The sequence below is a fragment of the Halobacterium noricense genome, assembly GCF_021233435.1.
GTDB lineage: Archaea > Halobacteriota > Halobacteria > Halobacteriales > Halobacteriaceae > Halobacterium > Halobacterium noricense.
This window is the reverse complement of record NZ_CP089468.1, coordinates 107198-131038: the sequence shown is the minus strand read 5'-3', so window position 1 is coordinate 131038 and position 23841 is coordinate 107198. Positions and strand designations below refer to the sequence as shown.

The following is a 23841-nucleotide window of genomic DNA, read 5'->3' as shown; positions in this document are numbered from 1 at the left end:
CGGTCCCGCGGGTATAAGCCCCGGGACGCCCAACGACCGGTCGAGATGAAAGCGACCGTACTGCTCGTGACTGCACTCCTCGTCGTCGGCGCCGCTGCGCCGATGGCGGTCGCCGCGTCGACGGCCGACGGACCGGCAGCAGCCGGGTCCGTGGCAGTGCAGGACGGGGACGCAGCGAACGAAACCGACAACGAGACCGAGACAGCGCCCGGTGCCCAGCTCGCCGGCGTCGTCGACGTACAGGGAGCCGAGGTCGAGGGCGAGGTCGAGCAGCGGTCGTTCGGCCTGCAGGTCGCGGCGGCGAACTCGAACGCCTCGAAGGCGTCGGTCGTCGCCAACCACACGCAGACTCTCGACCAGCGCCTCGAAGCGCTCCGGGAGCGCAAGCAGGAGCTGGAGGCAGCCCGCGAGAACGGCTCGATTTCCGAGGGCCGCTACCGCGCCGAGATGGCAGGACTGGCCGCCCGGGTTTCGACGCTCCAGTCGATGACCAACGAGACCGCCGAGACCGCGCGTAGCCTGCCCGAGGAGGCGCTCGCCGAGCGCGGCGTGAACGTCTCCGCGCTCGAACGCCTCCGGACGTCCGCGAGCAACCTCTCGGGCCCCGAGGTCGCGGCTATCGCCCGGAACATCGCCGGTGTGCCGGGGAACAACAGCACGGGACCGCCGTTCGGGAACGGCATGGCCGGCCCACCAGTCGACACGCCGGCGACCCCCGGTGACGAGGAGAACGAGACGGCTTACAACGAGACGAATCCCGGCGAGGGCGGCGCGCCCGACAACCCCGGGACCGGACCCGACGCACCCGTTGAAGAGGACGGCAAAAACGAGACAGCCACGAGCCCCGGCGAGGGTGATACGCCGGGAAACTCGCCGGGCGCGTCCGGTAACGGACCTGGCGCGAACGTAACCAACGAGACGAGCGACGAACCCGGGCCGCCGGACAATCCCGGCAACGGTAACGGGAACGGCCCGCTCATCGACCTGAGCGTGCTCGCCCCGCTGCTCCCCTGACCGGGTCGTACGGTCGCAGTCGGCTCTTCTTCGCGCTACTCACCGAACATAGATGGACAGCAGAGCGAAGCAGCCGACAACGAGCATGCGCGAGCCGAGCGGCGCGAGGCGCGAGGAACGAGCGCCTCGGACTGCGCGAACGGGGAACGCAGTGACCCGTGAGCGGTCCGAAGGTCCCGAGGCGAGCGGTTCACCGCGCGACCGGAGGGAGCGCGGGCGCCGAACCCCACCGGAGGTGGGGTAACGGCGCTTTTTCCGCAAGTTTTTGCAAGTGAGGCGCGCGGAGCGCGCCGAACGCTGGAAAAAGTGCGTTCTAGAAAACAGTACGCTGGCAGCTGCCGCAGAGGTGCTGTTCCTTGCGGTCGACTTCCTGAACCGTGGGGGAGAAGTTCATCGCGCAGCGGTTGTTGTCGCAGTGTTCGAGGCCGAGCGTGTGCCCGAGTTCGTGGACGACCTCTTTGCGGACGCGGTCCGCGAAGACGTCGCTGGCGGGGCGTTCGGAGAAGCCGCCGTCGCTGGACGTCTGGAGGCGGTACGTGGAGACGACGCAGCCGCGGCCGTCGAGGTACGCGAGCCCGAAGACGTAGTTGCGGCGGCGGTAGTAGAGGTCTTCGGGGGTGACGGCGATAGTCTTGTCGCCGCTGCCGGCGCGGGTGGCGACGTCGATGAATTCGGCGGCGCGGTACTGGCCGCGGGCGTCGTCGTAGGCGCTCTCGGGGACGGGTTGTTCTGTCGCGACGACGACGTCGCAGTCGTAGATACTCCGAAGGCTGGCGGAGGCCTCGCGTTTGACGTTCGCGGGAACGTCGCCGACGGGCACGATGTCGACCCGCATCAAGACGAAGTTAAGCGGCGTGAGGCATAAACATCCCGGCATGGGTAACCCACCCGCGGTCGTGGACGTGCTCGCTGGCTACGAGCGACTCGTGGAAGTCGGCGTGGGCAAGCGACCGGACGTGGCAGCCGAGTTAGCGGCGCGCGGGCGGGACGTGACCGCGACGGACGTCCACGAACGCGAGGTCCCCGAGAACGTCGCGTTCGTGCGGGACGACGTGACCGACCCGGAGCCGTCGGTGTACGCGGATGCAGACGCCGTGTACGCCCTGAACTGCCCGCCCGAACTCCACAGCGCGCTCGTGGCCGTGGCGGAGGCGGCGGACGCGGCGTGCCTGTTCACGACGCTGGGCGGCGACCAGCCCGCGGTCCCCGTCAAGCGCCGGACTGTCGCCTCGGGGACGCTGTACGTCGCACGGGAGCGCGGCGAGTCGGTGCGCCCGGGGACGTAACTGTCTTTTCGGCGGGCCGCGTCGGTGGTGGTATGGAAGTGGACGCGGTCGTGCTCGACGTCGACGGCGTGCTCGTGGACGTCGCGGACTCCTACCGGCGCGCCATCGTAGAGTCGGTCCAGTACGTCTACGGGGACACCATCGAGAAGGCCGCGGTCCAGCAGTTCAAGGACGCGGGCGGGTTCAACAACGATTGGACGCTGACGGACGCGGCGGCGCTGTTCGTGCTCGCCCGACGCGAGGGGTACACCGGTGACGTCGGCGAGTTCACGGACCAGGTCGCCGCACACGGCGGCGGGCTGGTGGGCGCGGAGGAAGTCGTCGAGTCCCACCTCGACCCGGGCGGCGTCGAACGCGTGCGCGAGGACTGGCACCCCGACCGGCTCCGCGAGGTGTTCCAGCAGCTGTACCTCGGCACCGACCGCTACGAAGAACTGGAAGGCGCGGAGCCCGACCTCGCCGCGGAGGAGGGCTACATCAACGACGAGCCGGTCATCGTGACCCCCGAGACCGTCGACGCGCTCACCAGCGCGTTCCCGGTCTGCGTACTGACGGGTCGCCCCGAGGCGGAGGCCGAAATCGCGCTGGGCCGCGTGGGGCTGGACGTGCCCGACGAGTACCGGTTCACGATGGACGACTGGGAGAAGGGGAAGCCGAATCCGCGGGCGCTGATTGCGCTCGCCGAACGCACCGGTGCGGAGTCGGTCGCGTTCGTCGGGGACACCCTCGACGACGTCGAGACGGTGGTGAACGCCCGGGAGGCCGACCCCAACCGGACGTACTACGCGTTCGGCGTGCTCACGGGCGGGCTGACGGGACCGGAGGGCCGCCGGAAGTACGAGGACGCGGGCGCGGACGGCGTGCTCGACTCCGTGAACGACCTCCACGGCGCCGTCGACCCGCGGTAGCGACGGCCACATGGCATAACACGCTGGCCGTCGCAGCCACCCACATGGACGAACTCGTGACGATTCTCCGCGAGCAGGAAGCCGGCCCAGTGCACATCGAAGTCGACGACGAGTGGGAGCACGACGTCGAACTCGAAGAAGCCGAGGAGGGCGAACAGGGGTTCTACGCGGAAGGCCGAGACCTGGAAGCCGACAACGTCCTGTTCCGGTTCACGACGCCGAAGACCAGCGACGAGTACGTGACCGTCGAGCGCCGCCACGCCCGCGACGACGAGTGGGAGGAACTCGGGAAACTCACGGGCGTGGACGTCGAGACCCATATTGGATAGTCGCCCACACAATTCTTAACCGCGCGCCGGGAGACAGTGAGGTATGCGAATCGCGTTACTCGGCGGGACTGGCGACATCGGCGAAGGGCTGGCGCTGCGGTGGGCGTACGACACCAACCACGACGTCGTCGTCGGCTCGCGGGACCCCGAACGGGCCCGCGCGAAGGCCGAGGAGTACGAGACCGAGCTGGATAGCCGCGGCGTCGACGAGAAAATCACGGGGTTCGCCAACGGGATGGCGGCCGACCGCGCGGACGTCGTGGTGCTGGCGGTACCGCCGTACCACGTCGCCGATCTCGTGGCGGATATCGCGGACCGCCTCGACGAGGACACGCTCCTGATTTCGCCCGCCGTCGGCATGAAGAAGCGCGATGGCGGCTTCGACTACAACCCGCCGAGCGCGGGCAGCGTCACCGAACTCGTCGCGGACGCCGCACCTGAGGAGGTGTCCGTGGTGGGCGCGTTCCAGAACCTCGCGGCCGACCGGCTGGCGAACCTCGACGTCGAACTGGACCTCGACACGCTCGTCGTCGGCGACGACGGCGACGCCAAGCAGAACGTCGTCGACCTCGCGGCGGGCATCGAGGGCATCCGCATGCTCGACGCGGGCCCGCTGGCGAACGCCGCAGAGGTGGAGTCGCTGACGCCACTCCTCGTCGACCTCGCGCTCCACAACGAGGGCCTACACGACGTCGGCGTCACGTTCGAGTGACGCAACCTCGCTGAACTTCTCCAGCAGCGCGTCGGCATCTTTTGCGACCACGCGAATCATCGCTTCCTTCCCGATTGCGCCGCGGTCGACGACGGCGTCGGGCGCGCGCTCCCGGTCGGTCATCGCCTCGCGGGCGGCCCAGTCCATCGTTCCGTCCGCGTCCGCGGGCTCGTCGGTGCGGTCGGTGAGTTCGACGTCCCAGCGCTCGCGCAGCGCCGACTCGCGCGCTCGGCTCCAGCGGACGTTCCCGGCCGCGGAACTCCGTAAGTCGTGCTCGCGGACGCCGAGCAGGAAGCGCGCGATGTGGCTCGACGCGCCCGGCGCGACGCCGCCCGTGGCACGCACGCCGCGGCTCGTCGCGTGCAGGCGGCCGTCGACAGCGACCACGTCGTCGGGGACAGTCGCGTCGGCAGGTGCGACCGCGACGGTCGTCCCGACCTCGGGAACGAGTTCGGGCGGCCACTCGCGTTCGAGCGCGGCGACGACGTCGCGGACCGCTTCGATGGCGTCGGTCGTGCCGTAGCTACGACTCACGCCGGCACGTTCGCCGTCCGCGATGGCACGACGCCCGTCCGCGATTGCGGCGTGGTCGACGGGGCCAGCGCCCGACCCGAGCGAGAGGGGCGACGCGATGGCACGCGCGGTCGCGTCGACGCCGCGCTCGACAGCCACTTCGAGGTCGTCGCCGCTGGCGAGGTGCGCGGCGATGGCCGCCGAGAGCGTGCAGCCGGAGCCGTGCGTGTCGTCGGTGTCGACGCGCTCGCGGGTGAACGCCCGGGTCGTCTCGCCAGCGTAGACGTCTACGGGGTCGCCGTCGAGGTGGCCGCCGGTCAGGAGGACCGCATCCGGGCCGAGGTCGCGGACGGCCTCGGCGGCTTCGCGGAGGTCGGCCTCGGCTTCGATTTCGACGTCCGCGAGCAGTTCGGCCTCGGGGACGTTCGGCGTGGCGACCGTCGCTTCCGGGAGGAGCCGGTCGCGCACGGCGTCGACGCCGCGCTCGGTGAGCAGGCGGTCGCCGGACTGCGCGACGACGACGGGGTCGACGACGACCGGGAAGTCCGACTCCCCGAGGGCATCCGCGACTTCGGCGGCGACGTCCGCGTCCCCGAGCATCCCGGTCTTCGCGGCGGCGACGTCGAAGTCCGCGACGACGGCGTCGTGCTGCGCGCGGACGGCCGCGGGGTCGAGGACGGTGCTGTGGGTGACGCCCGTGGTGTTCTGCGCGGTGACGGCGGTGAGCGCCGAGGTACCGAACGCGCCGCAGGCTTCGAACGTCTTCAGGTCGGCCTGTGCGCCCGCGCCGCCGCCGCTGTCCGACCCGGCGACCGTGAGCGCGACGGGGCGCATCAGTCGTCGGCGGCGGGCGCTGCCCGCGACGGCAGTTCGACCGCGGGTTCGTCCGACCCGAGTTCGTCGAGGACGGCGTTCGCGGCGGCCTTCCCCGAGAGCAGCATCGCGCCGAACGTCGGGCCCATGCGCGTGAGGCCGTGGACGGTCGCCGTGGAGAGGCCGGCGGTAATCAGGCCGTCGTGGACCTTGCCGGTCTGTTCGACGACCTTGTCCTCGCTGTCGGCGACCCACATCGAGTCGTGACCGGGGGAGTCGTGGCCGGGCGCGCCGTACTCGCCGTCCTCGGTCTTGTCCATGCCCGTGTTGTTCTCGTCGGCGTGCTCGATGCCCGCCGCATCGACGACGCCGCGCTCCTGGAGTTTGGAGACGACGACGGCGTCGTGGCCGGTGGCGTCGACGACCACGTCGGATTCGACGGCGATGGGGTCGACGCACGTGAGTTCGCGGGGGAGCGCGTGGACGGGCGTCCAGTTCATCACGATGCCCGCGACCTCGTGGTCGTCGCGCACGACGACGTCGGTGAACTCGGTCATGTTCTGGATGCGCGCACCGGCGTCGCAGGCGGCCTTGATGAGGGACGAGCACGCGTGCGGGCCGTCCGCGACCGCCAGGCCCTCGGTCTCGTCGTCGTACTCGTAGGGGACGCCGAGGTCGTCGAGGACGTCGTCGGCGGGCGCGCGGACGGTGAGCTTGTTCATCAGGAAGCCACCGAGCCAGAACCCGCCACCGAGGTAGTTGTTCTTCTCGACGACGGTGACGTCGACGTCGCGTTCGGCGAGTTCTTTGGCGGCCATCAGCCCGGAGGGGCCGCCGCCGACGATGATGACGTCGGTCTCGGTGTCGTCGATGAACTCCTCGGTCCACTGGCGGGCGATTGCGCGCGTGACCTGTGCTTCGTCGGCGTCGGCGAACGAGTCGAACGACATATTCTCTAGTGATACAACCGACTACTTATCGGTTGGGGTGTACGATTGCGGCGGCGGGACGGTTAGTGGAATTCGACGTCGCGCACCTCGAAGCGTGGCGCGCGCCCGGCGCGGCGACACCCCACCCATCGGAATCCCTTTCTCCGTGCGCGCCCTCTGTTCTAGTATCACATTTCTCGTTCAGCGTAGCCCGCTAGCGCCGGGCTACACACGGCCTCGTGAATTGCAAACGGCCCACACAGCGAGCGAGAGCGGCGCGGTCGCGTGGCCGGGGGTGGGCGCGTGAACCCGAATCGCGTGGACAGCCTCACGGACCTCGCGTACGGCGTGCTCATCTTCGTCTCCGTGGTGCTGTTCTCGGTCGTCGGGACCCAGACCGGGCTGGCGTTCGGGCTCGGGGTGTTGGCGTCGTTCGTCATCCACATCGCGTGGAAGATGGCGCGCTTCGACCCCGACTGGATGACCCAGGCCGTCAGCGACACCGTCGAGGAAACCGTCGAAGAAACCGTCGACGAGACCGTCGAAGCCAGCGTCGAGGAGACGGTCGAAGAAACCGTCGACGAGACCGTCGAAGCCAGCGTCGAGGAGACGGTCGAAGAAACCGTCGAGAAGTCCGTCGGCGAAACTGTCGAGAAAACTGTCGAAGAAACCGTCGAGGAGACTGTCGGTGAAACGGTCGAAGAGAAGGTCGGCGAGACAGTCGAGAAGACTGTCGAGGAGACGGTTGGCGACACAGTCGAGGAGAAAGTCGGCGAAACCGTCGAGGAAACCGTGGAGAAAACCGTCGAAGAAACCGTCGGTGAGACCGTCGAGGAGAAAGTCGGCGAAACCGTCGAAGAGACCGTCGAGGAGACGGTCGAAGAAACGATGGAGGAGACGGTGGAGAAAACTGTCGAAGAAACCGTCGAGAAAACTGTCGAGCAGACAACGGCCGACAGCGAATCGGCCGACGAATCGGTCGAGGAGAAGGTCGAAGCCGTCGAGGAGCGGTACGGCGACGAGGACGGCGAAGACGACGACAGCGAGGGCGAGGAGAAGGGGTCCAGAGACGACGTCGAGCCCGACGAAGGCGAGCCCAAATGAACGCGCTCGTTACGCGGGCCGACAGCGGGGTGGCGGCGTGATTAGCGTCCTGCTCCTCGTGGGCATTCTGGTGGCGATGTTCGTCGGCTTCAACGTCGGCGGGTCGACGACCGGGCCGGCGTTCGGCCCCGCGGTCGGCGCGGACGCCATCTCGAAGCCCGTCGCGGCGCTGCTGATGACCGGCTTTTTCGCCGTCGGCGCGTGGACGCTCGGCCGCCGCGTCGTGGACACGCTCGGCCGCGAACTCGTCACGAACCCCGCGATTTTCACGCTGGAAGCCAGCATCGGCGTGCTGTTCTTCGTGGGGCTGGCGCTGTTCGTCGGGAACTTCTTCGGTGTCCCCGCGTCGACGTCCATGACGGCCGTCGGCGCTATCGCGGGCCTCGGCGTCGCGCGTAATGCCCTCGACTGGGCGGTGTTCGGCGAAATCGCCATCTGGTGGCTGGTCGCGCCCGTCATCGGCTTCTGGGTGTCGCTGGTCATCGGCCGGTACTTCTACGCGCGGCTGCACCGGCTCATCGCGATGGAGCGCAGCGCCGGCGACCTGCTGGACGTCGACCGCTCGGGCGTCGTGCCGGTGCCGCGACCCACGGAGACGACGAACCGCCGCGAACTGCTCGGCGTCACGACTGTCATCGCAATCGGCTGTCTGATGGCGTTCAGTTCGGGGACGAGCAACGTCGCCAACGCCATCGCGCCGCTCGTGGGGAGCGGCGTCTTGGAGATGAACCCCGCAATCATCATCGGCTGCGTGGCGGTCGGCATCGGCGCGTTCACCATCGCGCGCCGCACGCTCGAAACGATGGGCAGCGACATCACGGAACTCCCGCTGACGGCGGCCATCGTCGTCGCCGTCGTGAGCGCGTCGCTGGTCATCTTCCTGTCGGCTATCGGCATCCCGGCGAGCTTCGTCGTCATCGCCACCATGTCCATCGTCGGCCTCGGCTGGGGCCGCGCGACGCGGCCGGTCTCTGTGCCCGAGGCGGTCCGCGGCGAGGGCGAGGTTCCCGTCTCCGTGGGTGGGCTCGCTGCCGACGAGGACGGCGGCGAGGAAGTCCCGGAAATCGGCGAGGAGGACCCCGAGGACATTCCGAGCGCGTCGGACCTCTTCGACCCCGGGACGACCGCGCGCGTCGTCCTGATGCAGAACGTCGTCCCGCTGCTGGCGACCGTCGGCGCGTACCTCACGTTCCGCTTCGTCCCCATCTTCGGCTTCTAACGGGGACGACGTTTACAGCGTCCAGAAGAACGCGATGCCGGCGACCGTGACCACCGACAACAGCAACTGCAAGGGCATCCCGACGCGGACGTAGTCACTGAACTTGTAGCCGCCGGGCCCGTAGACGAAGAGGTTCGTCTGGTAGCCGACGGGCGTCATGAACGCCGTCGACGCCGCGAACGTCACCGCGAGCACGAACGCGAACGGGTTCGCGCCGACCTCCAACGCGGCCTCGACGGCGACCGGTATCATCAACACGACGCTGGCGTTGTTCGAGATGACGCCCGTGATGAGGCTCGTGGACACGTAGAACACCCACAGCACGCCGATGGCGGGGAGGAAATCGCCGGTCGCCGCGACGAGCGAACCGAGCAGTTCCGCGCCGCCGGTCTGCTCGAGGGCGATGCCGAGCGGAATCACGCCCGCCAGCAGGAAGATGACGTTCCAGTCCACGGAGTCGTAGATTTCGCCGGGCCGCAGCACGCCGGTGGCGACCATCGCGACGACGCCCGCGAGCGCCGACACGACGATGTTGATAGGGAGCAACGTCGCCGCGCCGATGACGCCGACGATGGTGGCGACGGCGTACGGAATCTTCTCGGTGCGGTAGTCGGGCTCCTCGGGCTCGTACGCGAGGATGAAATCCGGGCTCTGGGAGAGCCGGTCGATGCTGTCCTCGGGTGCCTGAATCAGCAGCGTGTCGCCGACGCGGAGCTTGAGTTCGTCCATGCGCTGGCGGACGGTCTCCCCGCGGGAGCGGTACGCCAGCACGTTCGCGTCGTAGCGCCCGCGGAACGACGACGACTGCAGCGTCTCGCCGACCAGCGACGACCCCGACTGGATGACGAGTTCGACGAGCGTCTGCTCTGCTTCCGTGCTGGGCTCCAACTCGGGGTCAGTTTCGGGCGCGCCCGTCAGCGCGAGGTCGTCGACGTCCGCGATAGCACCCAGCGTCTGCCGGTCGGTCCGAATCGTGAGCACGTCCCCGGGCTTGATGACTTTCTGCCCGATGGGCTCGATGAAGCGCTCGCCGCCGCGCACGAGCTGGAGCACGTCGGCGTCGAAGCGCTGCTCGTCGATGGCCTCCGAGACGGTCTTCCCGACGAGCGGCGAGGACGCCTGCACGACGACCTCGCTGAGGTAGTCCTGCATGTCGTACTCCGCGAGGTAGTCCTCCTCCGGGGGGACGCGCTCGGGGAGCAGCCAGTAGCCAATCGTCATCAGGTACGCGGAGCCGACGACGAGCACGAGTGCGCCGAGGTGCGTGAATTCGAACATCGAGAACGCGTGCAGGGCCTCGACGCCGCGCTCGGTGCCGATGCGCTCGGCGGTCTGGCTCGCGAGGATGTTCGTCGACGTCCCGATGAGCGTGAGCATCCCGCCGAGCATCGACGCGAACGACAGCGGCATCAGCAATTTGGAGGGCGACGTGCCGCCTTTGTGCGCGAGGTCGCTGATGACCGGCACGAGGATGGCGACGACGGGCGTGTTGTTGATGAACCCCGACGCCGGGCCGGTCGCGAGAATCGTCGACGCGAGCTGGCGGTGTTTGTTCGTGCCCGCGAACGCCGACATCCACCGACCGAGAATCTGGACGACGCCCGACCGGGAGATACCGTTGCTCAGAATGAGCATCGCCAGCACGGTGATTGTCGCCGGGTTCGAGAACCCCGACAGGCCCTGCTCGACGCTGATGGTCGTCCACGGCTGCAGGACCATCAGCGTCACCATCACGAGAATCGCGGTGACGTCCAGCGGCAGCGCCTCCGTCACGAACAGCACGAGCGTGACGGCGACGAGCGCGAAGACCACAGCCATCTCGACGGTCACCGGAGGGAGTCCCCCGGCGGCGGCGAGCGGCAGCACCGAGAACATGGGGTGACAGTGGGCGGAGGGTTACAACAGCCTAACGGTCGCTACGCGTTCTGCGAGAAACGGAGGATGGAACTGTCGGGTCGCTTACGCGCCGGCTTCTTCGAGCGCGTCCTCGAGCTGGTCGCGCTGCGTGACACCGACGAAGCGCTCGACGACGCCGTCGTCGTCCTCGACGACAACGGTCGGAATCGAGCGAACCTGATACTCGTTGGCGACGTCCTCGTTCTCGTCGACGTCAATCTTCTCGAAGGTGACGCGGTCGCCGTAGTCCTCCTCGAGGTCCTCGAGGATGGGGTCCTGCGTCTTGCAGGGACCACACCAGTCGGCGTAGAAGTCCTTGATGGTGACTGTCATCGGTCTATTTGCCCTTGCCCCGCGCCCCGCATAAGGGTTTCTCACGGGACGACCCTCGCCGCTTCACCGCTGTGGGGCTCACAGCGGCGTTCCGGCGGCGAGTCGCCGGGACACGAAAGGTTTACGCGGGCTCAGTTCCGACTCGGATACATGAGCAGTGGTGAGAACTCCGGCGGGCTGATGTCCAGCGCAGGGCTGGTCCGGTACTTCGACTCAGAGGACCCGAACGCCATCCGCATCGACCCGCGCTCCGTGGTGGCGACGGGCGCGTTCTTCGGCATCGCCGTACTACTACTGCAGTTCTTCGCGTAGCCCGACCCCGAGAGGCTTTTTCCGTGGCGGTTCGTAAGCGGGCACATGACTGTCAGCGCCGGCGTCGTCGCCGTGCAGGGGGACGTCTCCGAGCACGCGGACGCCATCCGTCGGGCCGCCGACGAGCACGGGCTGGACGCCGAGGTCACCGAGATTCGGCGCTCCGGGCTCGTTCCCGAGTGTGACATCCTGTTGTTGCCGGGCGGGGAATCGACCGCGATTTCGCGGCTGCTCGTCCGGGAGGGCATCGACGAGGAAGTGAAGGCACACGTCGACGCCGGCAAACCGATGCTGGCGACGTGTGCGGGCCTCATCGTCTCCGCGACGGACGCCAACGACGACCGCGTGCAGACGCTGGACCTCGTGGACGCGACCGTCGACCGGAACGCGTTCGGCCGGCAGAAGGACTCCTTCGAAGCGCCGCTTTCCGTCGAGGGATTGGACGAGCCGTTCCCCGCGGTGTTCATCCGCGCCCCACTCGTCGCGGAAGTGGGCGAGGACGTGGACGTGCTCGCGGATTGGGAGGGGAACCCGGTCGCCATCCGCGACGGCCCGGTCGTCGGCACGTCGTTCCATCCGGAGCTCACGAACGATTCGCGGCTGCACGACCTCGCGTTCTTCCTGAACGAGGAGGCAAGCTTTTGAGCGTCCTCGCGAAAACATGGGCATGAACGCACACATCGACGGCGTCCGCGTGGCGGGGACGCCGGACGGCCCGCTGCCGGTCGTGCTCGTCGGCGTCGACGGCGAGGACGACGTGCTCCCCATCTTCGTCGGCTTCGAGGAGGCGACGAGCATCGCACGCGGGCTGGACGCCACGGACATCGGGCGGCCGCTGACCCACGACCTCACGCTCGACCTCGTCGAGGAGTTGGGCGGCCGCATCGACCACGTCTCCGTGTCGGACGTCGACGAGGGGACGTACTACGCGGACCTCCACGTCGACACGCCGCGCGGCGGGGCGGTCGTGGACGCGCGCCCGAGCGACTCGCTGGCGCTGGCGGCACGCATCGACGCCCCCATCGAGGTCGCGGAAGCCGTCTTCGAGGACGGCCGCCGCGACCCCGCGGAGTTCGACGACCTCGACGACATCCGCGAGGTGATGGCGGCGTGAGCGACGTGCTCCGCGAACTGTTCGCCGTCATCGAGGACCGCAAGGAGACGCTGCCCGAGGACTCCTACACGGCGGAGCTGTTCACGCACGGGAAGGGCGAGAACGCCGCTCTGGAGAAGCTCGGGGAGGAAGCCACGGAGTTCCTGCTCGCCGCGAAGGACGGCGACGAGGACGAACTCGCCCACGAGGGCGCGGACATCATCTACCACATGCTCGTCGTGCTCGCCCAGCACGACATGGACGCCGAGGACCTGCTGGACGAACTGGAAGCGCGGCGGTAGCCGACTAGTGTCGCTCAAGTAGCCGGGCGCGAAAGCCCGGCACATGCACGCTGTCACTTCTGCGGACGGCACCGAGCTCGGGTACGAAACGCACGGCGACGGCCAGCCGCTCGTACTCGTCCACGGGACCAGCGCGCGCAAGGAGAGTTTCCGCGACCTCGTGCCCCACCTCGCCGACGACTTCGAGGTCGTGACCTACGACCGGCGTGGCAGAGGTAGAAGTAGCGCGTCCGAGCAGCGTGAGGACGCGGAACAAGCGAGTGGCGAGGGACGGAGCCTCTCGAACCATTCGAGCGGGCAGCGCCCGCGAGAAGACGGTGGAGCCGCGAGCAGTGACAGCGACGAGTACCGTTTCGAGCGCGAAGTCGAGGACCTCCGAGCGGTTGTCGAGTCTGTCGGCGACGCCCCCATCGTGCTCGGGCACTCCTTCGGCGGGCTGGTCGCGCTCGAAGCCGCGGCCGGGCTGGACATCGACCGGCTGGTGCTGTACGAGCCCTCGATTCTGGTGGGCGAGCACCACGATGGCGACCTCGCCGAGCGGATACGCGCGCGCCTCGCGGACGGCGACCGCGTCGATGCCGTCGAAGTGTTCCTCGACGCGGTCGGCGCTGCCGACCTGCTCCCGCAGCCGGCGGTCGCGCAGGCCGCGGGCATCGTGGGGACGGTTGCACGCGAAATCGAGGTCGTGGAGGACTACGACCTCGACGACCCGGAGACGGGCGTACCGACGCTCCTCGTGCTCGGCGAACAGGGTCCCGAACACCTCCGCGAGGGTGTAGAGGTGCTGGACAGCGCGCTCGCGGAGACGGAGCGCGCCGAGCTAGCGGGTGTCGGGCACCTCGGCATCAACACCGCGCCCGAACAGCTCGCCGACGCGGTCCACGAGTTCGCGCGGGGCTAGGCGAGGAAACCGCCGACAGCACCCGCGACGGCGCTGTCGATGGCGAGCAGGCCGAAGAAGACGAGCGCTATCGTGCCGACGCCGAGCCCGAGCAGGCCGACCGGCAGGAGGCCGGTGGCGGAGAACACGACGCCGAGCACGAGGACGAGCACGGCGACGAGGAGGCCGCCGAGCGCGCCCGCGAGGAAGCCGTGGGCGGCTCCGCTCCAGACGCCGTCGTCTGCCAGCCAGCCCGCGACGAACCCGCCGACGAGGCCGGCGGCCGCGTGCCCGATACCGGGGAGCGCGAACGCGAACACGCCCAGCACGAACTCCACGGCGAACCCAGTGAGGACCGCACGCCAGTTGACCATACCGTGGGAGAGGTGGGCGACACCGAAAAGCCTCGCGGGCCGCGTCGGTGCCGATACGTGTGCTTTTACGTCCCGCGGGCCTACTTCGCCGTATGATTTTCGAGAACCTGCCGACGACGCCGACGTCGGAGGAGCTCCTCGACAAGGCGTTCTCGCGGGCAGCCCGGGCGGGCCGCGCGAAGGGCGGCTACGAGGCCCAGGAGTCGATGCTGCAGACGTCGTCGAACATCCTCGGTGACAACCTCCACAACGTCGTGACGGCGTGGCCGGACTTCGACACTGTCGACCCGTTCTACTACGAACTCGCGGACGCCGTGCTCCGACGGGAGTTCGACGACGACCGTGGGATAGACGCGCTCCGCCAGCACCTCTCCGAGATTTCGTGGGCGGCGAACAAGACCCACGACCTCGGCCGGGAGTACATCGGGAAGCTCCCCCGGGGCGACACGGATTCGATGCGGAAAGTCCGCAAGCAGGGGTTCGCGCGCATGGGCTCCGTGATGGACCAAATCGAGGAGGACCTCGACGCCGTGGGCCGCGCCCGTGACGCCCTGAAGAATCTCCCCGAAATCGACCCCGACGACCCGACCATCGTGGTCGCGGGCTACCCGAACGTCGGCAAGTCGTCGTTCGTCAACGAGGTCTCGACGTCGAACATCGAGACCGCCGAGTACCCGTTCACGACGAAGGGTATCGAGGTCGGCCACCTCGACGTCGAGCGCGTGCGCTGGCAAATCGTGGACACGCCCGGCCTGCTCGACCGGCCGGTCGACGAGCGCAACGAAATCGAGAACCAGGCCGTCTCAGCGCTCGCGCACGCCGGCGACGTTATCCTGTTCTTCCTCGACGCCAGCGAGACGTGCGGGTACATGCTCGAGGACCAGCGCGCGCTCCGCGCGGAGGTCGCCGACCAGTTCGGCGACGTCCCCCTCGTGACCGTCTGCAACAAAGCGGACCTCTCCGAGGACGTGGCAGCGGACTGCTACATGAGCGTCGAGAACGGCGAGGGCGTCCAGGAGACGCTGGACGCGGCGGTCGAGGCCGTCGGCCACGAGCCGACGCTCCCCCACGAGGAGTAGTCAGTCCGGTCGCTGGCGGTAGACGTACCTGACTTCTAGGGCGACGTCGTGGTCCGTCGTCGCGGCGACGCGCTCGTTCAGTCGGTCGTAGAGCCCGGGGTAGTCAGCGCCGGGCGGGACGCCGACGGTGACGACGACGCGCTGTGACTCGCGCTGAATCAACCCCTGTTCGTACTCGTAGCGCGTGTCCAGCAGCGCGGCGTCCTCGTACTGGGACTGCGAGAGGACGTCGCCGACGGCGTCGTTGATGGCCTGTTCCTCGGTGGCGGACTGGTAGGACGTGTACGTGACGCCGCCGAGGAACGCCGACAGCACGACGATGGCGACGACGAGCGCGGCACCGCGCTTCAGCAGCGCCGAGCGCGCCTGCCCGATTTCGAAGAACCGCTGGGGGCGATAGCCCGAGTACCACAGCACGACCAGCGCCGCGAGATTGATGGAGAGGACGTTCACCATGACGAGCACGCCGGACCCGACGGCGAGCGTCGGGACGCCCCACGCGATGCCGATGCCGACGCTGGCCGCCGGTGGAATCAACGCGACGGCGATGGCGACGCCGACCAGCGCCGAGGAGACGCCGGTCATCAGGCTGAACACGCCCGCGACGCCGGCCCCGAGCGCGACCACCAGCGAGAGGAAGTCCGGGCGCAGGCGCTCGCTGACCTCCGACAGCGTCAGCACGTCTAACCCCGGCGGGACGACGTTCGTGAACTTCACGAAGAACGCGAACGCCGCCGCGCCCACGACGGCGAGCACGACGCCGACCAACTGGAGGTAGACGCCGCGCCGGAACAGGTCCTCGTCGTCGACGACGGTGCCGACGCTCGCGGACATCGCGGGGCCCAGCAGCGGCGCGATGACCATGGAGCCGACGACCGTCGCCGGCGAGTCCAACAGTAGGCCCGCGGTCGCGATGATGGTACTGACGAGCGTCATCACGACGTACGTGCGCCGCGACGGCGCGAGGTCCTTGGCGCGCGCGACGAGCTCCTCGCGGGCGATTTTGTCGCCGTTCTCCTCCTCCTCGGTGTAGCGCTCTTCGAGGTCGTCGAAGTGCCGGGAAACGACCGTCTCCGCGCTCAGGACGACGGTGTAGGAGTCCTCGGAGAGCCCCGCCGAGCGGAGCGCCTCCAGCGCGTCCTCGACGCCCTCTGTCGGTATCGGGAAGTGGACGACGGCGTTGTAGTCGCGGCCGCTGGTCTCGTCGCTGACCACGTAGTCGATGCCCTCGTCGTCGAGCGCGTCGAGGACGGCCTCGCGTTTGCCCGTCGGAACGGTCGCCTGAACGAGTCGCACGACTGCGCGTTCACGGGGGCAGAAGAAAAGCGTTCAGGGGACGACCGCTCAGGCGACGGTCGCGTTGTACGTCACGCGGACGTCCGCGGTGACGGTGACCGGGCCGGACTCCACGGACGTCCCGGACGCCGCGGCACCACTCGAAATCGCGGCCGTCTCCACCTGGTACGCGCGGTAGTTCGTGTTCGTCGAGACGATGGTGTGGGTGTCCGTCACCGAGAGCCCGCCGGCGTCGGCGAGCGTGGCGGCGCGCGTCTCCGCGTTGCCCATCGCGTTCGTCAGCGCGTCCTGGTAGAGGGACTCGCGCTTCTGTTCGGAGAGCGTGAACGAGACGCCGTCCACGCGGTCGGCACCGTTGTTCACGGCGGTGTCGACGACCTCGCCGGCCGCACCGGTGTCCTCGACGGTGATTTCGAACGCGTGCGTGCCGACGTACTGGCCGCGCTCGATGCCGTTGCCGGTCCGCTCGCGCTCCTGCCGGATGTTGAAGTGCGCGGTGCGGACGTTTTCCGAGGGGATACCGTACGATTCCAGCGCCGACTGCATCTCCCCGGCGCGCTCGGCAATCTCGTCGCGGACCGCCGACGAGTCGTTTCCGGTGGCCGTCACCGCGACCCGGACGACTGCCTGGTCGGGCGACGCCTCCACGGTGCCGTCCGCGGAAACTGTAATCGACTGTCCCTCGGGGGCTGCCTGGCCGGCTGTCGCCGACCCGCTCCCGAGAGTGAGGGCACCGGCGACGCCGGCGGTCACCAGCAGGGCGGTACCGAGGACCGCGAGCAGGAGTGTTTGCTGTCGCATCACACACCACGCTACGACGGGCGACCCCTTCAACCTCGTTCAGAGTGAAACCCGCGTTTGAGCGTGCGCCGCCGGACGCGGGACTTAACCCCGCCGACCGGCTACGAACGGTATGTTCGACACCCGCCCCGACCGAAGCGACGAGGTCGTCCTCGTCGGTCGGTCGAACGTCGGCAAGTCCACGCTCATGCGGGAGATTACCGGCCACAGCGTGGCGACCGGCCAGAAACCCGGCGTCACCCGGAAACCCAACCACTACGACTGGACCAGCGACGACTTCGTCGTCACCGACCTCCCCGGCTTCGGGTTCATGTCCGGCGTCGAGGACGACGTCCGCGAACGCATCAAGACCGACGTCGTCCGCTACCTCGAAGACAACGCCGAGCACATCATGGTCGGCGTGCTCGTTCTCGACGGCAAAGCCGCCGTCGACATCATCGACCGCCACACCAGCGACGAGGAAATCCCCCACGTCGTCGAACTGTTCTACCTCCTCCAGGACCTCGACATCCAGCCGGTCGTCGCCGTCAACAAGATGGACAAAGTCGACGACCGCGACGAACGCCTCGACGACATCGCCGACCGCCTCGGCCTCCACCCTCCGTGGAAGCAGTGGCAGGACACCATCGCCCCCATCGCCGCCAAACACGGCCGCACCGGTGCCTTCGACGATGCAATCCGTACGCACCTCGAAGCCGAGAAGCGCGACGACCTGAAGAAGTTCTTCTAAACGCACTTTTTGCTGCGCGAGCGGCCTGCGGCCGCTCTCTGCTCACGGGCGCTCCGCGCCCGTTCGCACGGCCAGCGAGACCTTCGGTCTCGCTCGGCTGGCAAAAATTTGCGGAAAAAGCACTCCTCGTCGTTCGAAAGACGGCTCCGCCGTCTTTCGTGATGACGAAAGGCGCTTCGCGCCTTTCGAACCACTCCCTACGGTCGCTCGTCGGCCCGAGCGCTCACTATGTTCGCGCTCGGTGAATCGCGGTGCTCGGGTCTGTCAGACCGCTCGCACCGCGAATGCTCGTCCACGGCTGTTCAGCGTCCGGCAGCGTAGTCCGTGAGCCGCGCGATGATCCAGATGATGACGAGGAACGGCAGTAGCGGCAGCAGCAACACGAGCAGGCCGAGCAGCATCGCGTAGCCGACGCTGGTCATCTCGGGATTCCGCCGCACCTCCGCGTGTCGTCGGACGCTCCGCGGCGCTTCGTCGTTCTGGTCGCTCATGCGTCGGGGTTCGACTGGGCGCGGAAAAAGCAATCTGGCCGCCGGGACCGCTATTCGAGTTCGATGGCCGGACGGAACGGCACCGCGCGGGACGCGCGCTCGGCGTCAGTTTCGGTCTCGGGGACGACATCGACGTCGGCGTCGAACTGGCGCGCGAGGAAGCCCGCCGCGTTCTCGTAGACGTCCTGCTCGTCGACCTCGTCGAGCGCCGTCAACTCCTCGGCGGAGCGCTCGCGGACGTCCGCGACGAGGTCCTGCACGAGGTCGTTGACCGCGTCGCCCTTCTCGCGCAGGCTCTCGTGTTGCATCACTTTCCCCATCACCGCGCCGATGTCCGTGCCGGTCTCCCGGACCGTCTCGTAGACGGTCTGCTTCCACGGCGCGGGCGTGAACACCGTAATCTGGCCGGGGTCGGTGTCGGTCACGTCGATGACCTCGCGCACGTCGTCGGTCAGCGACTCCACGAGCTGTTCTTCGACCTCCACGCGCTCGGATTCCAGTTCGGGGTCGGCCGCCGGCCAGTCGTCCTGCCCGACCGGCTCGCCCGTGAGCTGCTCGTGGAGTTCGTTCGAGAGGAACGGCACGATGGGCGCGAGCAGGCGGAGTCGCGTCCGCAGCACGTCGCGGAGCGTCCACCGCGCGCCGTCGCGGTCGAGGTCCGTGCGCTTGCGGTACCACGTCAGGTGCTCCTCGAAGTGGTAGAACGCCTCCTGGCTGGCGGCGCGCGTCTGGAACTCGTCCATCGCGTCCGTCGCGTCCCGAATCGTCGACTGGAGCTTCGACAGCAGCCAGCGGTCGATGCGCTTCAGCTCGACGTCCTCGCGGTCGCCGATGCCCTCGGCGTCCGCTATTACGTCCTGCGCTCGCTCGTAGAAGCGCGCGAGCTGGTCTTTCGTGGTGCCGACTTCGTCGTCGCGCCAGTCGACGTCCTGCCACGGCTCAGCGGAGTTCAACAGCACGAACCGCACCGTGTCCGCGCCGTACTCCTCGATGGCCTCGGTGGGGAGCACGACGTGGCCCTTCGAGGACGACATCGCGTCGCCCTCCAGCAGCACCATCCCCATCACGGTGATTCCCTCCGGCCACTTCGCCTCCTCGAAGAGGTCGGTGTGGTGGAAGAGGTAGAACGTCAGGTGGTTCGAGATGAGGTCGTTGCCGGAGACGCGCTGGTCGACGGGGTACCAGTAGTCCCACTCCTCGCGCAGGTCCAGCGCAGTTTCGTCGGGGTCGTCGACCGCGTCCTCGCCGTAGAACAGCGTGTCGAAGAACTCCCGGTCCATCTCCGCCGGCGGCACGTCCTGGAGCCGGTGGGCGATGGTGTAGTAGGACATGTACGCCGTCGAGTCCGACAGCGGCTCGATGACGAAGTCGTCGTCCCACGGCAGGTTCGTGCCGAGCCCGAAGTTCCGGATGCACGGCCACTCGTTGAGCCAGTCGACCGTGTGGTCGAGCTGGTCGCCGGCGCTGTCCGGGCGCGCGTCCAGTTCGCTAATCGCGTCGTGGGCGAGTTCCTTCCAGTCGTCGTCGCTGTACGTCAGGAACCACGTGTCCTGCTTGGCGACCTCGACGTCGCCGCCGCAGCGACAGACGACCTCCTCGGAGAACTCGTACATCGAGTCGAACTCGCCGGTCGAGCGGAAGTGCTCGGCCAGTTCGTCGCGGACGTCCTCGACGACGGCACCCGCGTACTCGTCGTACATGTCCTTCAGTTCGCCCGCGTGGAACTCGCGGTTGTACACCTCCTGCGTGGCCTCTTCGAGCGCGGGGTCGTCGCTTCCCTCGATGCCGTGCTCCTCGACGGCCGCCCGCGCGGGGAACGGGTCGTCGTAGGCGTCTACGTCGATGATGGCCTTCGGCTGAATCTCCTCGACCTCTGCGGGGTCGATGCCGTACTCGCGCAGCCGCTCGTCGTCGGCTGCTCGTGGCGCATCGCTGTCGCCGCTCGCTCGTTCCGCGGCGCTTCGCGCCGCGCGTTTGGCCTCCTGCAGGGCCATCCAGTCGTCCGGCGAGTGCGCCGGCACGGACATCACGATCCCCGTGGCGTTGTCCGCGTCCACGAAGCTCGCGGGCAGCACGAGCACGTCCTCGCCCGTGACGGGGTTGGTGACGCGCTCGCCGACCAGCGCCTCGCCCGTGAACCGGTCGAGAATCTCGACGTCGCGCTGCTGGAGGACGAGTTTCTCCGCGGCCTCGTCGCTGAGGAGCCACGTCTCGCCGTCCACGTTCGCCTCCACGTAGTTCGCGTCCGGGTCGATGTACGCGTTCGTCACGCCACGCACGGTCTCCGGGCGCAGCGTCGCCATCGGCACGACCGTGTCGCCCTTCCGGAATTTGACGAGCGTGTACTCCTGGAACTCCGCCTCCTCACCCTCGAGCAGGTCGTGGGTGGTGACGGGGTTCTCCTCGTCGGTGCAGTACTTCACGGGGTGGAGGCCCTTCTCCAGGCGCCCGTGGTCGCGCAGCGTCTCGTACTGCCACGTGACGAACTTCGAGTAGCGCTCGTCGTTGGTCGTGAATTCCCTCCGCCAGTCGATGCTGAGGCCGAGGGACTTCATGTTCTGCTTGTAGTGGTTCTCGATGAAGTAGCGCGCGAACCCCATCGGCGTCTCCAACTGTTCGAGTTCGGACTCGGGGACGTCGTAGGTGTCCCGTAGCACCGACATCTGCTCTTCCTCGCGCTTCTGGAGGCGGTTGACGGCACCCACGATTGGCGTGCCGGTCACGTGCCACGCGATGGGGAACAGGACGTTGTCGCCCTGCAAGCGTCGGTAGCGGGCGTAGACGTCCGGCACCGTGTACGTGCGAGCGTGCCCGATGTGCATCCCGCCGGAGGGGTACGGGTACGGGACCGTCACGAACGTCGCGTCCTCGTCGGTGCTCTCGGCGTCGCCGCTCGCTCGTTCGCCGGCGTTCGCCGGCGGGTCGGCGTGGTAGCGGCCGCCGTCCTCCCAGCGGTCCTGCCACTTCCGCTCGACTTCCCGTGGCTCGTAGGTCATATCCGGTGTGACACTCTGCCGGGGCAAAAGCCCTCCCATCGTGACTGTGCGGCCTGTTCGCTTCTCGGACTCATTTGCCGGTGTCGGCGCACGCAGAACTTCTTTCACGCCCCGGCGTCTCTCGCGAGCTCGTGGGCGAGTTCACCGACGCCGTGCACGCACGCCTCCGCGCCGCGCTCGCCGCCCGCGACCCGGACCGCGAGTGGACGACCGAGTGGTACGTCCGGCGCACGCCCGTCGACGTCGCCGGCGTCCCCGACTCGGCGGCCGCGCCGCTCGTACTCGTCGAGGTGGAGATGCGACGCGCCGACCCCGCGAACAACCCCGTGAAACTCGCCCGACACGCCGCCGACGGTGCGCTCGACCGGCCGGTCGTCCTCGTGCACCTGTTCAGCGACTACTACGCGCTGACGGACGGCGGCCACTCCTCGAAGCGCGAGAACGCCGAGTTCGTCGGCGGTCTCGCAGCCGACGCCCTCGACGGTTTCGACTACCACGCCGTCGACCTCGCGCTCGCGCCGCCGGTCCGCGGCGACGACCCGCCCGGCGACTGGCGGGACGCCGTCGAGCGCGCCGCCGACCGTATCACGGGCCGCGTCTGAGAAGAACTCGCGTCGTCTGCGACGCTACTCGATGTCGACGCTCGTGGACTCCTCGCTCGTGTGGGACTTCGGGAGCGTCACGGTCAGCACGCCGTTTTCGAAGGATGCGGACGCACCTTCCTCGTCGACTTCCTCGGGGAGCGTGACGCTCCGCGAGAGCGAGCGCTTGCTGCGCTCCCGGCGGACGTAGTTGTCCTCGCCTTCCTCCTGTACCCCTTCCTCGTGGCGCGCTTCGATGCGCAGCGTCCGGTCGTGGAGCTCTACGTCGATGTCCTCCTTGTCGAAGCCGGGGAGGTCCGCGGTCACGACGAACTGGTTGTCCTCGTCCTCGACGTCGACCGCGAGCCCGCCGCCGGCGCGCTCGCGTGCGTCGTTCATCTTGTCCAGCAGTCGCTCCAACTCGTCGAACGGGCTGCCTCGTGCCATACTTCCGGATTCGCCGCGAACCGCGGAAAGTCTACTGGCTAGCCGAGTGCTGTGGTTGTTGACGAGCGGTTCACTCCACGAACGAGCGTAGCGAGTGAGTGGAGGCCGACGACTGAGGGACGCGAGGCGCTACGCGCCTCGGAATGCGCGAACGGCGTAGCCGTGAGCGCGAAGCGGACCGACGGAGGAGCGCTTTTTCCGCAAGTTTTTGCCAGCCGAGCGAGACCGGAGGTCCCGCTGGCCGTGCGAATAGTGCGGAACCGGAGATTCCCCATACCATGTGAGCGGGCCGACGGCCCGCGAACAGACGGCCCGACGCCCCCGTGAGCAGAGGAGAGCGCCGCAGGTGCCCTCCCACAGCAAAAAGTGCGTTCTAGACCCCGAGCATGTCGAAACCGTAGCCGTTGTCGTGTTCGTCGGCGTGTTCGTAGGCGACGTGGGCGGCGGCGATGTCCTGGATGGCGAGTCCCGTGGAGTCGAAGACGGTGATGCCGTCGTCGGCGGTGCGGTCGTCCTTGAGGCCGGTGGCGAGTTCGCCGACTTCGCCGTAGATGTCGTCGTCGCCGAGCACACCGGCGTGGTAGGGGACGTTGATTTCGCCGGAGTGCGTCGTTTGGTCGTGGTCGTCGATGACGAGTTTGCTGTCGAGGAGTAAGTCGTCGGCGAGTTCGTGTTTGCCTTCGGCGTCCGCGCCCATCGCGTTGATGTGGGTGTGATCGCCGACGTCCTCGCGAGAGACGATGGGGTCTTCGACGGGGGTGACCGTCGAGAGAACGTCGCAGTGGCCGGCGTCGCTGATGGAGCCTTCGCGGACGTCGAAGCGGTCCTGGAAGTGCTCGACGAACGCGCGGACGGCGTCCTCGTTGACGTCGCTGACGACGACTTCCTCGATGTCGCGGACGGTGGCGATGGCTTCCAGTTGGGTGTACGACTGGACGCCCGCGCCGACGACGCCGAAACTGGAGGCGTCCTCGATTGCGAGGTAGTCGGTGGCGACGGCTGCGGCGGCACCCGTGCGCTGCATCGTGAGTTCGGTACCGTCCATGATGGCCAGCGGGTAGGCGTTCTCGGGGTCGGAGTACACCATCGTCCCCATCACGGTCGGGAGGTCGTAGTGCGTGGGGTTGTCGGGGTGGACGTTCACCCACTTGATGCCGGCGGCGTCCCAGTCGCCGGCGTCGAGGTACGCGGGCATCGACCGGAAGTCGCCGTTGTACTCCGGGAGGTCGATGTAGGACTTCGAGGGCATTTGGGCGTCGCCCGTCTGGTAGGCCTCGAACGCGTCCTCGACGGCCGGAATCAGGTCCGCCATTTGGAGGTTCTCGCTGACGTCTTCCTTGTTGAGCAGCAGCGTCTCCATGCCGCAAAAATTGCAGGCACCGCACTTAGAACCTCCCTTGTGT

Annotated in this window: 27 protein-coding genes; 15 read left to right on the top strand and 12 right to left on the bottom strand. The window is 68.2% G+C overall.

Translation table 11 applies throughout. The features are described from left to right. The first annotated feature begins 45 nt into the window (after positions 1 to 45). Positions 46 to 1014 (top strand): hypothetical protein, encoded by a 969-nt coding sequence (locus LT974_RS00740; RefSeq protein ID WP_232588666.1) that lies wholly within the window; start codon positions 46 to 48, stop codon positions 1012 to 1014. A 313-nt stretch (positions 1015 to 1327) separates the two neighbouring features. Here the strand turns inward: LT974_RS00740 and LT974_RS00735 are convergent, their stop codons facing one another. Then, positions 1328 to 1849, bottom strand: a complete 522-nt coding sequence (locus tag LT974_RS00735; RefSeq protein ID WP_232588662.1) for an archaemetzincin family Zn-dependent metalloprotease — start codon at positions 1847 to 1849, stop codon at positions 1328 to 1330. A gap of 40 nt (positions 1850 to 1889) precedes the next feature. Between LT974_RS00735 and LT974_RS00730 the strand changes: the two genes are divergently transcribed. The 4 genes from LT974_RS00730 to npdG are packed head-to-tail and all read left to right on the top strand — an operon-like array spanning position 1890 to position 4249. Next, positions 1890 to 2300 (top strand): UPF0146 family protein, encoded by a 411-nt coding sequence (locus LT974_RS00730; protein WP_232588659.1) that lies wholly within the window; start codon positions 1890 to 1892, stop codon positions 2298 to 2300. Positions 2301 to 2332: 32 nt separating this feature from the next. Beyond that, positions 2333 to 3208, top strand: coding sequence for a TIGR01548 family HAD-type hydrolase (locus LT974_RS00725; RefSeq protein ID WP_232588658.1), 876 nt, complete (start codon positions 2333 to 2335; stop codon positions 3206 to 3208). Between the two features lie 44 nt (positions 3209 to 3252). Continuing rightward, positions 3253 to 3537, top strand: a complete 285-nt coding sequence (locus LT974_RS00720) for a hypothetical protein (RefSeq protein ID WP_232588653.1) — start codon at positions 3253 to 3255, stop codon at positions 3535 to 3537. 43 nt (positions 3538 to 3580) lie between these two features. Next, on the top strand, positions 3581 to 4249 hold the full coding sequence (gene npdG / locus LT974_RS00715) for an NADPH-dependent F420 reductase (RefSeq protein WP_232588652.1): 669 nt from the start codon (positions 3581 to 3583) through the stop codon (positions 4247 to 4249). Here the strand turns inward: npdG and thiD are convergent. Together thiD and LT974_RS00705 are read right to left on the bottom strand one after the other, a co-directional pair. Continuing rightward, positions 4220 to 5596, bottom strand: coding sequence for a bifunctional hydroxymethylpyrimidine kinase/phosphomethylpyrimidine kinase (gene thiD, locus LT974_RS00710; protein WP_232588649.1), 1377 nt, complete (start codon positions 5594 to 5596; stop codon positions 4220 to 4222). The genes npdG and thiD overlap by 30 nt on opposite strands. Then, positions 5596 to 6525, bottom strand: coding sequence for a sulfide-dependent adenosine diphosphate thiazole synthase (locus LT974_RS00705; protein ID WP_232588646.1), 930 nt, complete (start codon positions 6523 to 6525; stop codon positions 5596 to 5598). Before LT974_RS00705 ends, thiD begins: the two co-directional genes overlap by 1 nt. 282 nt (positions 6526 to 6807) lie before the next feature. On the opposite strand from LT974_RS00705, the gene LT974_RS00700 reads away from it, so the two are divergent. Both LT974_RS00700 and LT974_RS00695 read left to right on the top strand, forming a co-directional pair. Further along, entirely contained in the window at positions 6808 to 7608 is an 801-nt protein-coding gene (locus LT974_RS00700) for a hypothetical protein (RefSeq protein ID WP_232588644.1), read from the top strand. Between the two features lie 37 nt (positions 7609 to 7645). Then, complete coding sequence (locus tag LT974_RS00695) at positions 7646 to 8827, top strand: inorganic phosphate transporter (protein WP_232588642.1); 1182 nt, start codon at positions 7646 to 7648, stop codon at positions 8825 to 8827. Positions 8828 to 8839: 12 nt separating this feature from the next. Here LT974_RS00695 and LT974_RS00690 read toward each other — a convergent pair whose 3' ends face one another. Both LT974_RS00690 and trxA read right to left on the bottom strand, forming a co-directional pair. Further along, on the bottom strand, positions 8840 to 10702 hold the full coding sequence (locus tag LT974_RS00690) for an SLC13 family permease (RefSeq protein WP_269785420.1): 1863 nt from the start codon (positions 10700 to 10702) through the stop codon (positions 8840 to 8842). 84 nt (positions 10703 to 10786) lie between these two features. Further along, entirely contained in the window at positions 10787 to 11056 is a 270-nt protein-coding gene (gene trxA / locus LT974_RS00685; RefSeq protein ID WP_232588639.1) for a thioredoxin, read from the bottom strand. A gap of 150 nt (positions 11057 to 11206) precedes the next feature. Between trxA and LT974_RS00680 the strand changes: the two genes are divergently transcribed. The 5 genes from LT974_RS00680 to LT974_RS00660 are packed head-to-tail and all read left to right on the top strand — an operon-like array spanning position 11207 to position 13664. Next, on the top strand, positions 11207 to 11368 hold the full coding sequence (locus LT974_RS00680; RefSeq protein WP_058980779.1) for a preprotein translocase subunit Sec61beta: 162 nt from the start codon (positions 11207 to 11209) through the stop codon (positions 11366 to 11368). A gap of 45 nt (positions 11369 to 11413) precedes the next feature. Beyond that, positions 11414 to 12013 carry a pyridoxal 5'-phosphate synthase glutaminase subunit PdxT gene (gene pdxT, locus LT974_RS00675; RefSeq protein WP_232588637.1) on the top strand — a complete coding sequence of 200 codons (600 nt, stop codon included), beginning with the start codon at positions 11414 to 11416 and terminating at the stop codon, positions 12011 to 12013. Between the two features lie 22 nt (positions 12014 to 12035). Continuing rightward, the gene (locus LT974_RS00670; protein ID WP_232588635.1) at positions 12036 to 12482 is read left to right on the top strand and encodes a bifunctional nuclease family protein; all 447 of its coding nucleotides are present in this window, start codon (positions 12036 to 12038) and stop codon (positions 12480 to 12482) included. Next, entirely contained in the window at positions 12479 to 12763 is a 285-nt protein-coding gene (gene hisE, locus LT974_RS00665; protein ID WP_232588632.1) for a phosphoribosyl-ATP diphosphatase, read from the top strand. The genes LT974_RS00670 and hisE overlap by 4 nt, the downstream gene beginning before the upstream one ends. 43 nt (positions 12764 to 12806) lie before the next feature. Continuing rightward, positions 12807 to 13664 (top strand): alpha/beta fold hydrolase, encoded by an 858-nt coding sequence (locus LT974_RS00660; RefSeq protein WP_232588630.1) that lies wholly within the window; start codon positions 12807 to 12809, stop codon positions 13662 to 13664. On the opposite strand, the gene LT974_RS00655 is transcribed toward LT974_RS00660, so the two are convergent. Next, positions 13661 to 14017 (bottom strand): DUF5518 domain-containing protein, encoded by a 357-nt coding sequence (locus LT974_RS00655; protein WP_232588629.1) that lies wholly within the window; start codon positions 14015 to 14017, stop codon positions 13661 to 13663. The two genes, LT974_RS00660 and LT974_RS00655, sit on opposite strands and share 4 nt — an antisense overlap. A gap of 92 nt (positions 14018 to 14109) precedes the next feature. Between LT974_RS00655 and LT974_RS00650 the strand changes: the two genes are divergently transcribed. Next, the gene (locus tag LT974_RS00650) at positions 14110 to 15096 is read left to right on the top strand and encodes an NOG1 family protein (protein ID WP_232588627.1); all 987 of its coding nucleotides are present in this window, start codon (positions 14110 to 14112) and stop codon (positions 15094 to 15096) included. On the opposite strand, the gene LT974_RS00645 is transcribed toward LT974_RS00650, so the two are convergent. Then, positions 15097 to 16392 carry a TIGR00341 family protein gene (locus tag LT974_RS00645; RefSeq protein ID WP_232588624.1) on the bottom strand — a complete coding sequence of 432 codons (1296 nt, stop codon included), beginning with the start codon at positions 16390 to 16392 and terminating at the stop codon, positions 15097 to 15099. A 48-nt stretch (positions 16393 to 16440) separates the two neighbouring features. Next, complete coding sequence (locus tag LT974_RS00640) at positions 16441 to 17193, bottom strand: SIMPL domain-containing protein (protein WP_232588620.1); 753 nt, start codon at positions 17191 to 17193, stop codon at positions 16441 to 16443. 112 nt (positions 17194 to 17305) lie between these two features. Between LT974_RS00640 and engB the strand changes: the two genes are divergently transcribed. Further along, positions 17306 to 17923 (top strand): GTP-binding protein EngB, encoded by a 618-nt coding sequence (engB, locus tag LT974_RS00635; RefSeq protein WP_232588618.1) that lies wholly within the window; start codon positions 17306 to 17308, stop codon positions 17921 to 17923. A 302-nt stretch (positions 17924 to 18225) separates the two neighbouring features. Here engB and LT974_RS00630 read toward each other — a convergent pair whose 3' ends face one another. After that, positions 18226 to 18414, bottom strand: a complete 189-nt coding sequence (locus tag LT974_RS00630; RefSeq protein ID WP_232588616.1) for a DUF7535 family protein — start codon at positions 18412 to 18414, stop codon at positions 18226 to 18228. A 50-nt stretch (positions 18415 to 18464) separates the two neighbouring features. Further along, positions 18465 to 21410 (bottom strand): leucine--tRNA ligase, encoded by a 2946-nt coding sequence (gene leuS, locus LT974_RS00625; protein WP_232588614.1) that lies wholly within the window; start codon positions 21408 to 21410, stop codon positions 18465 to 18467. A 131-nt stretch (positions 21411 to 21541) separates the two neighbouring features. On the opposite strand from leuS, the gene LT974_RS00620 reads away from it, so the two are divergent. Continuing rightward, positions 21542 to 22012 carry a hypothetical protein gene (locus tag LT974_RS00620; RefSeq protein ID WP_232588612.1) on the top strand — a complete coding sequence of 157 codons (471 nt, stop codon included), beginning with the start codon at positions 21542 to 21544 and terminating at the stop codon, positions 22010 to 22012. Positions 22013 to 22036: 24 nt separating this feature from the next. Here LT974_RS00620 and LT974_RS00615 read toward each other — a convergent pair whose 3' ends face one another. After that, positions 22037 to 22438, bottom strand: coding sequence for an Hsp20/alpha crystallin family protein (locus LT974_RS00615; RefSeq protein WP_232588611.1), 402 nt, complete (start codon positions 22436 to 22438; stop codon positions 22037 to 22039). 373 nt (positions 22439 to 22811) lie between these two features. Continuing rightward, complete coding sequence (locus tag LT974_RS00610) at positions 22812 to 23798, bottom strand: ornithine cyclodeaminase family protein (protein WP_232588610.1); 987 nt, start codon at positions 23796 to 23798, stop codon at positions 22812 to 22814. Positions 23799 to 23841: the final 43 nt, after the last annotated feature.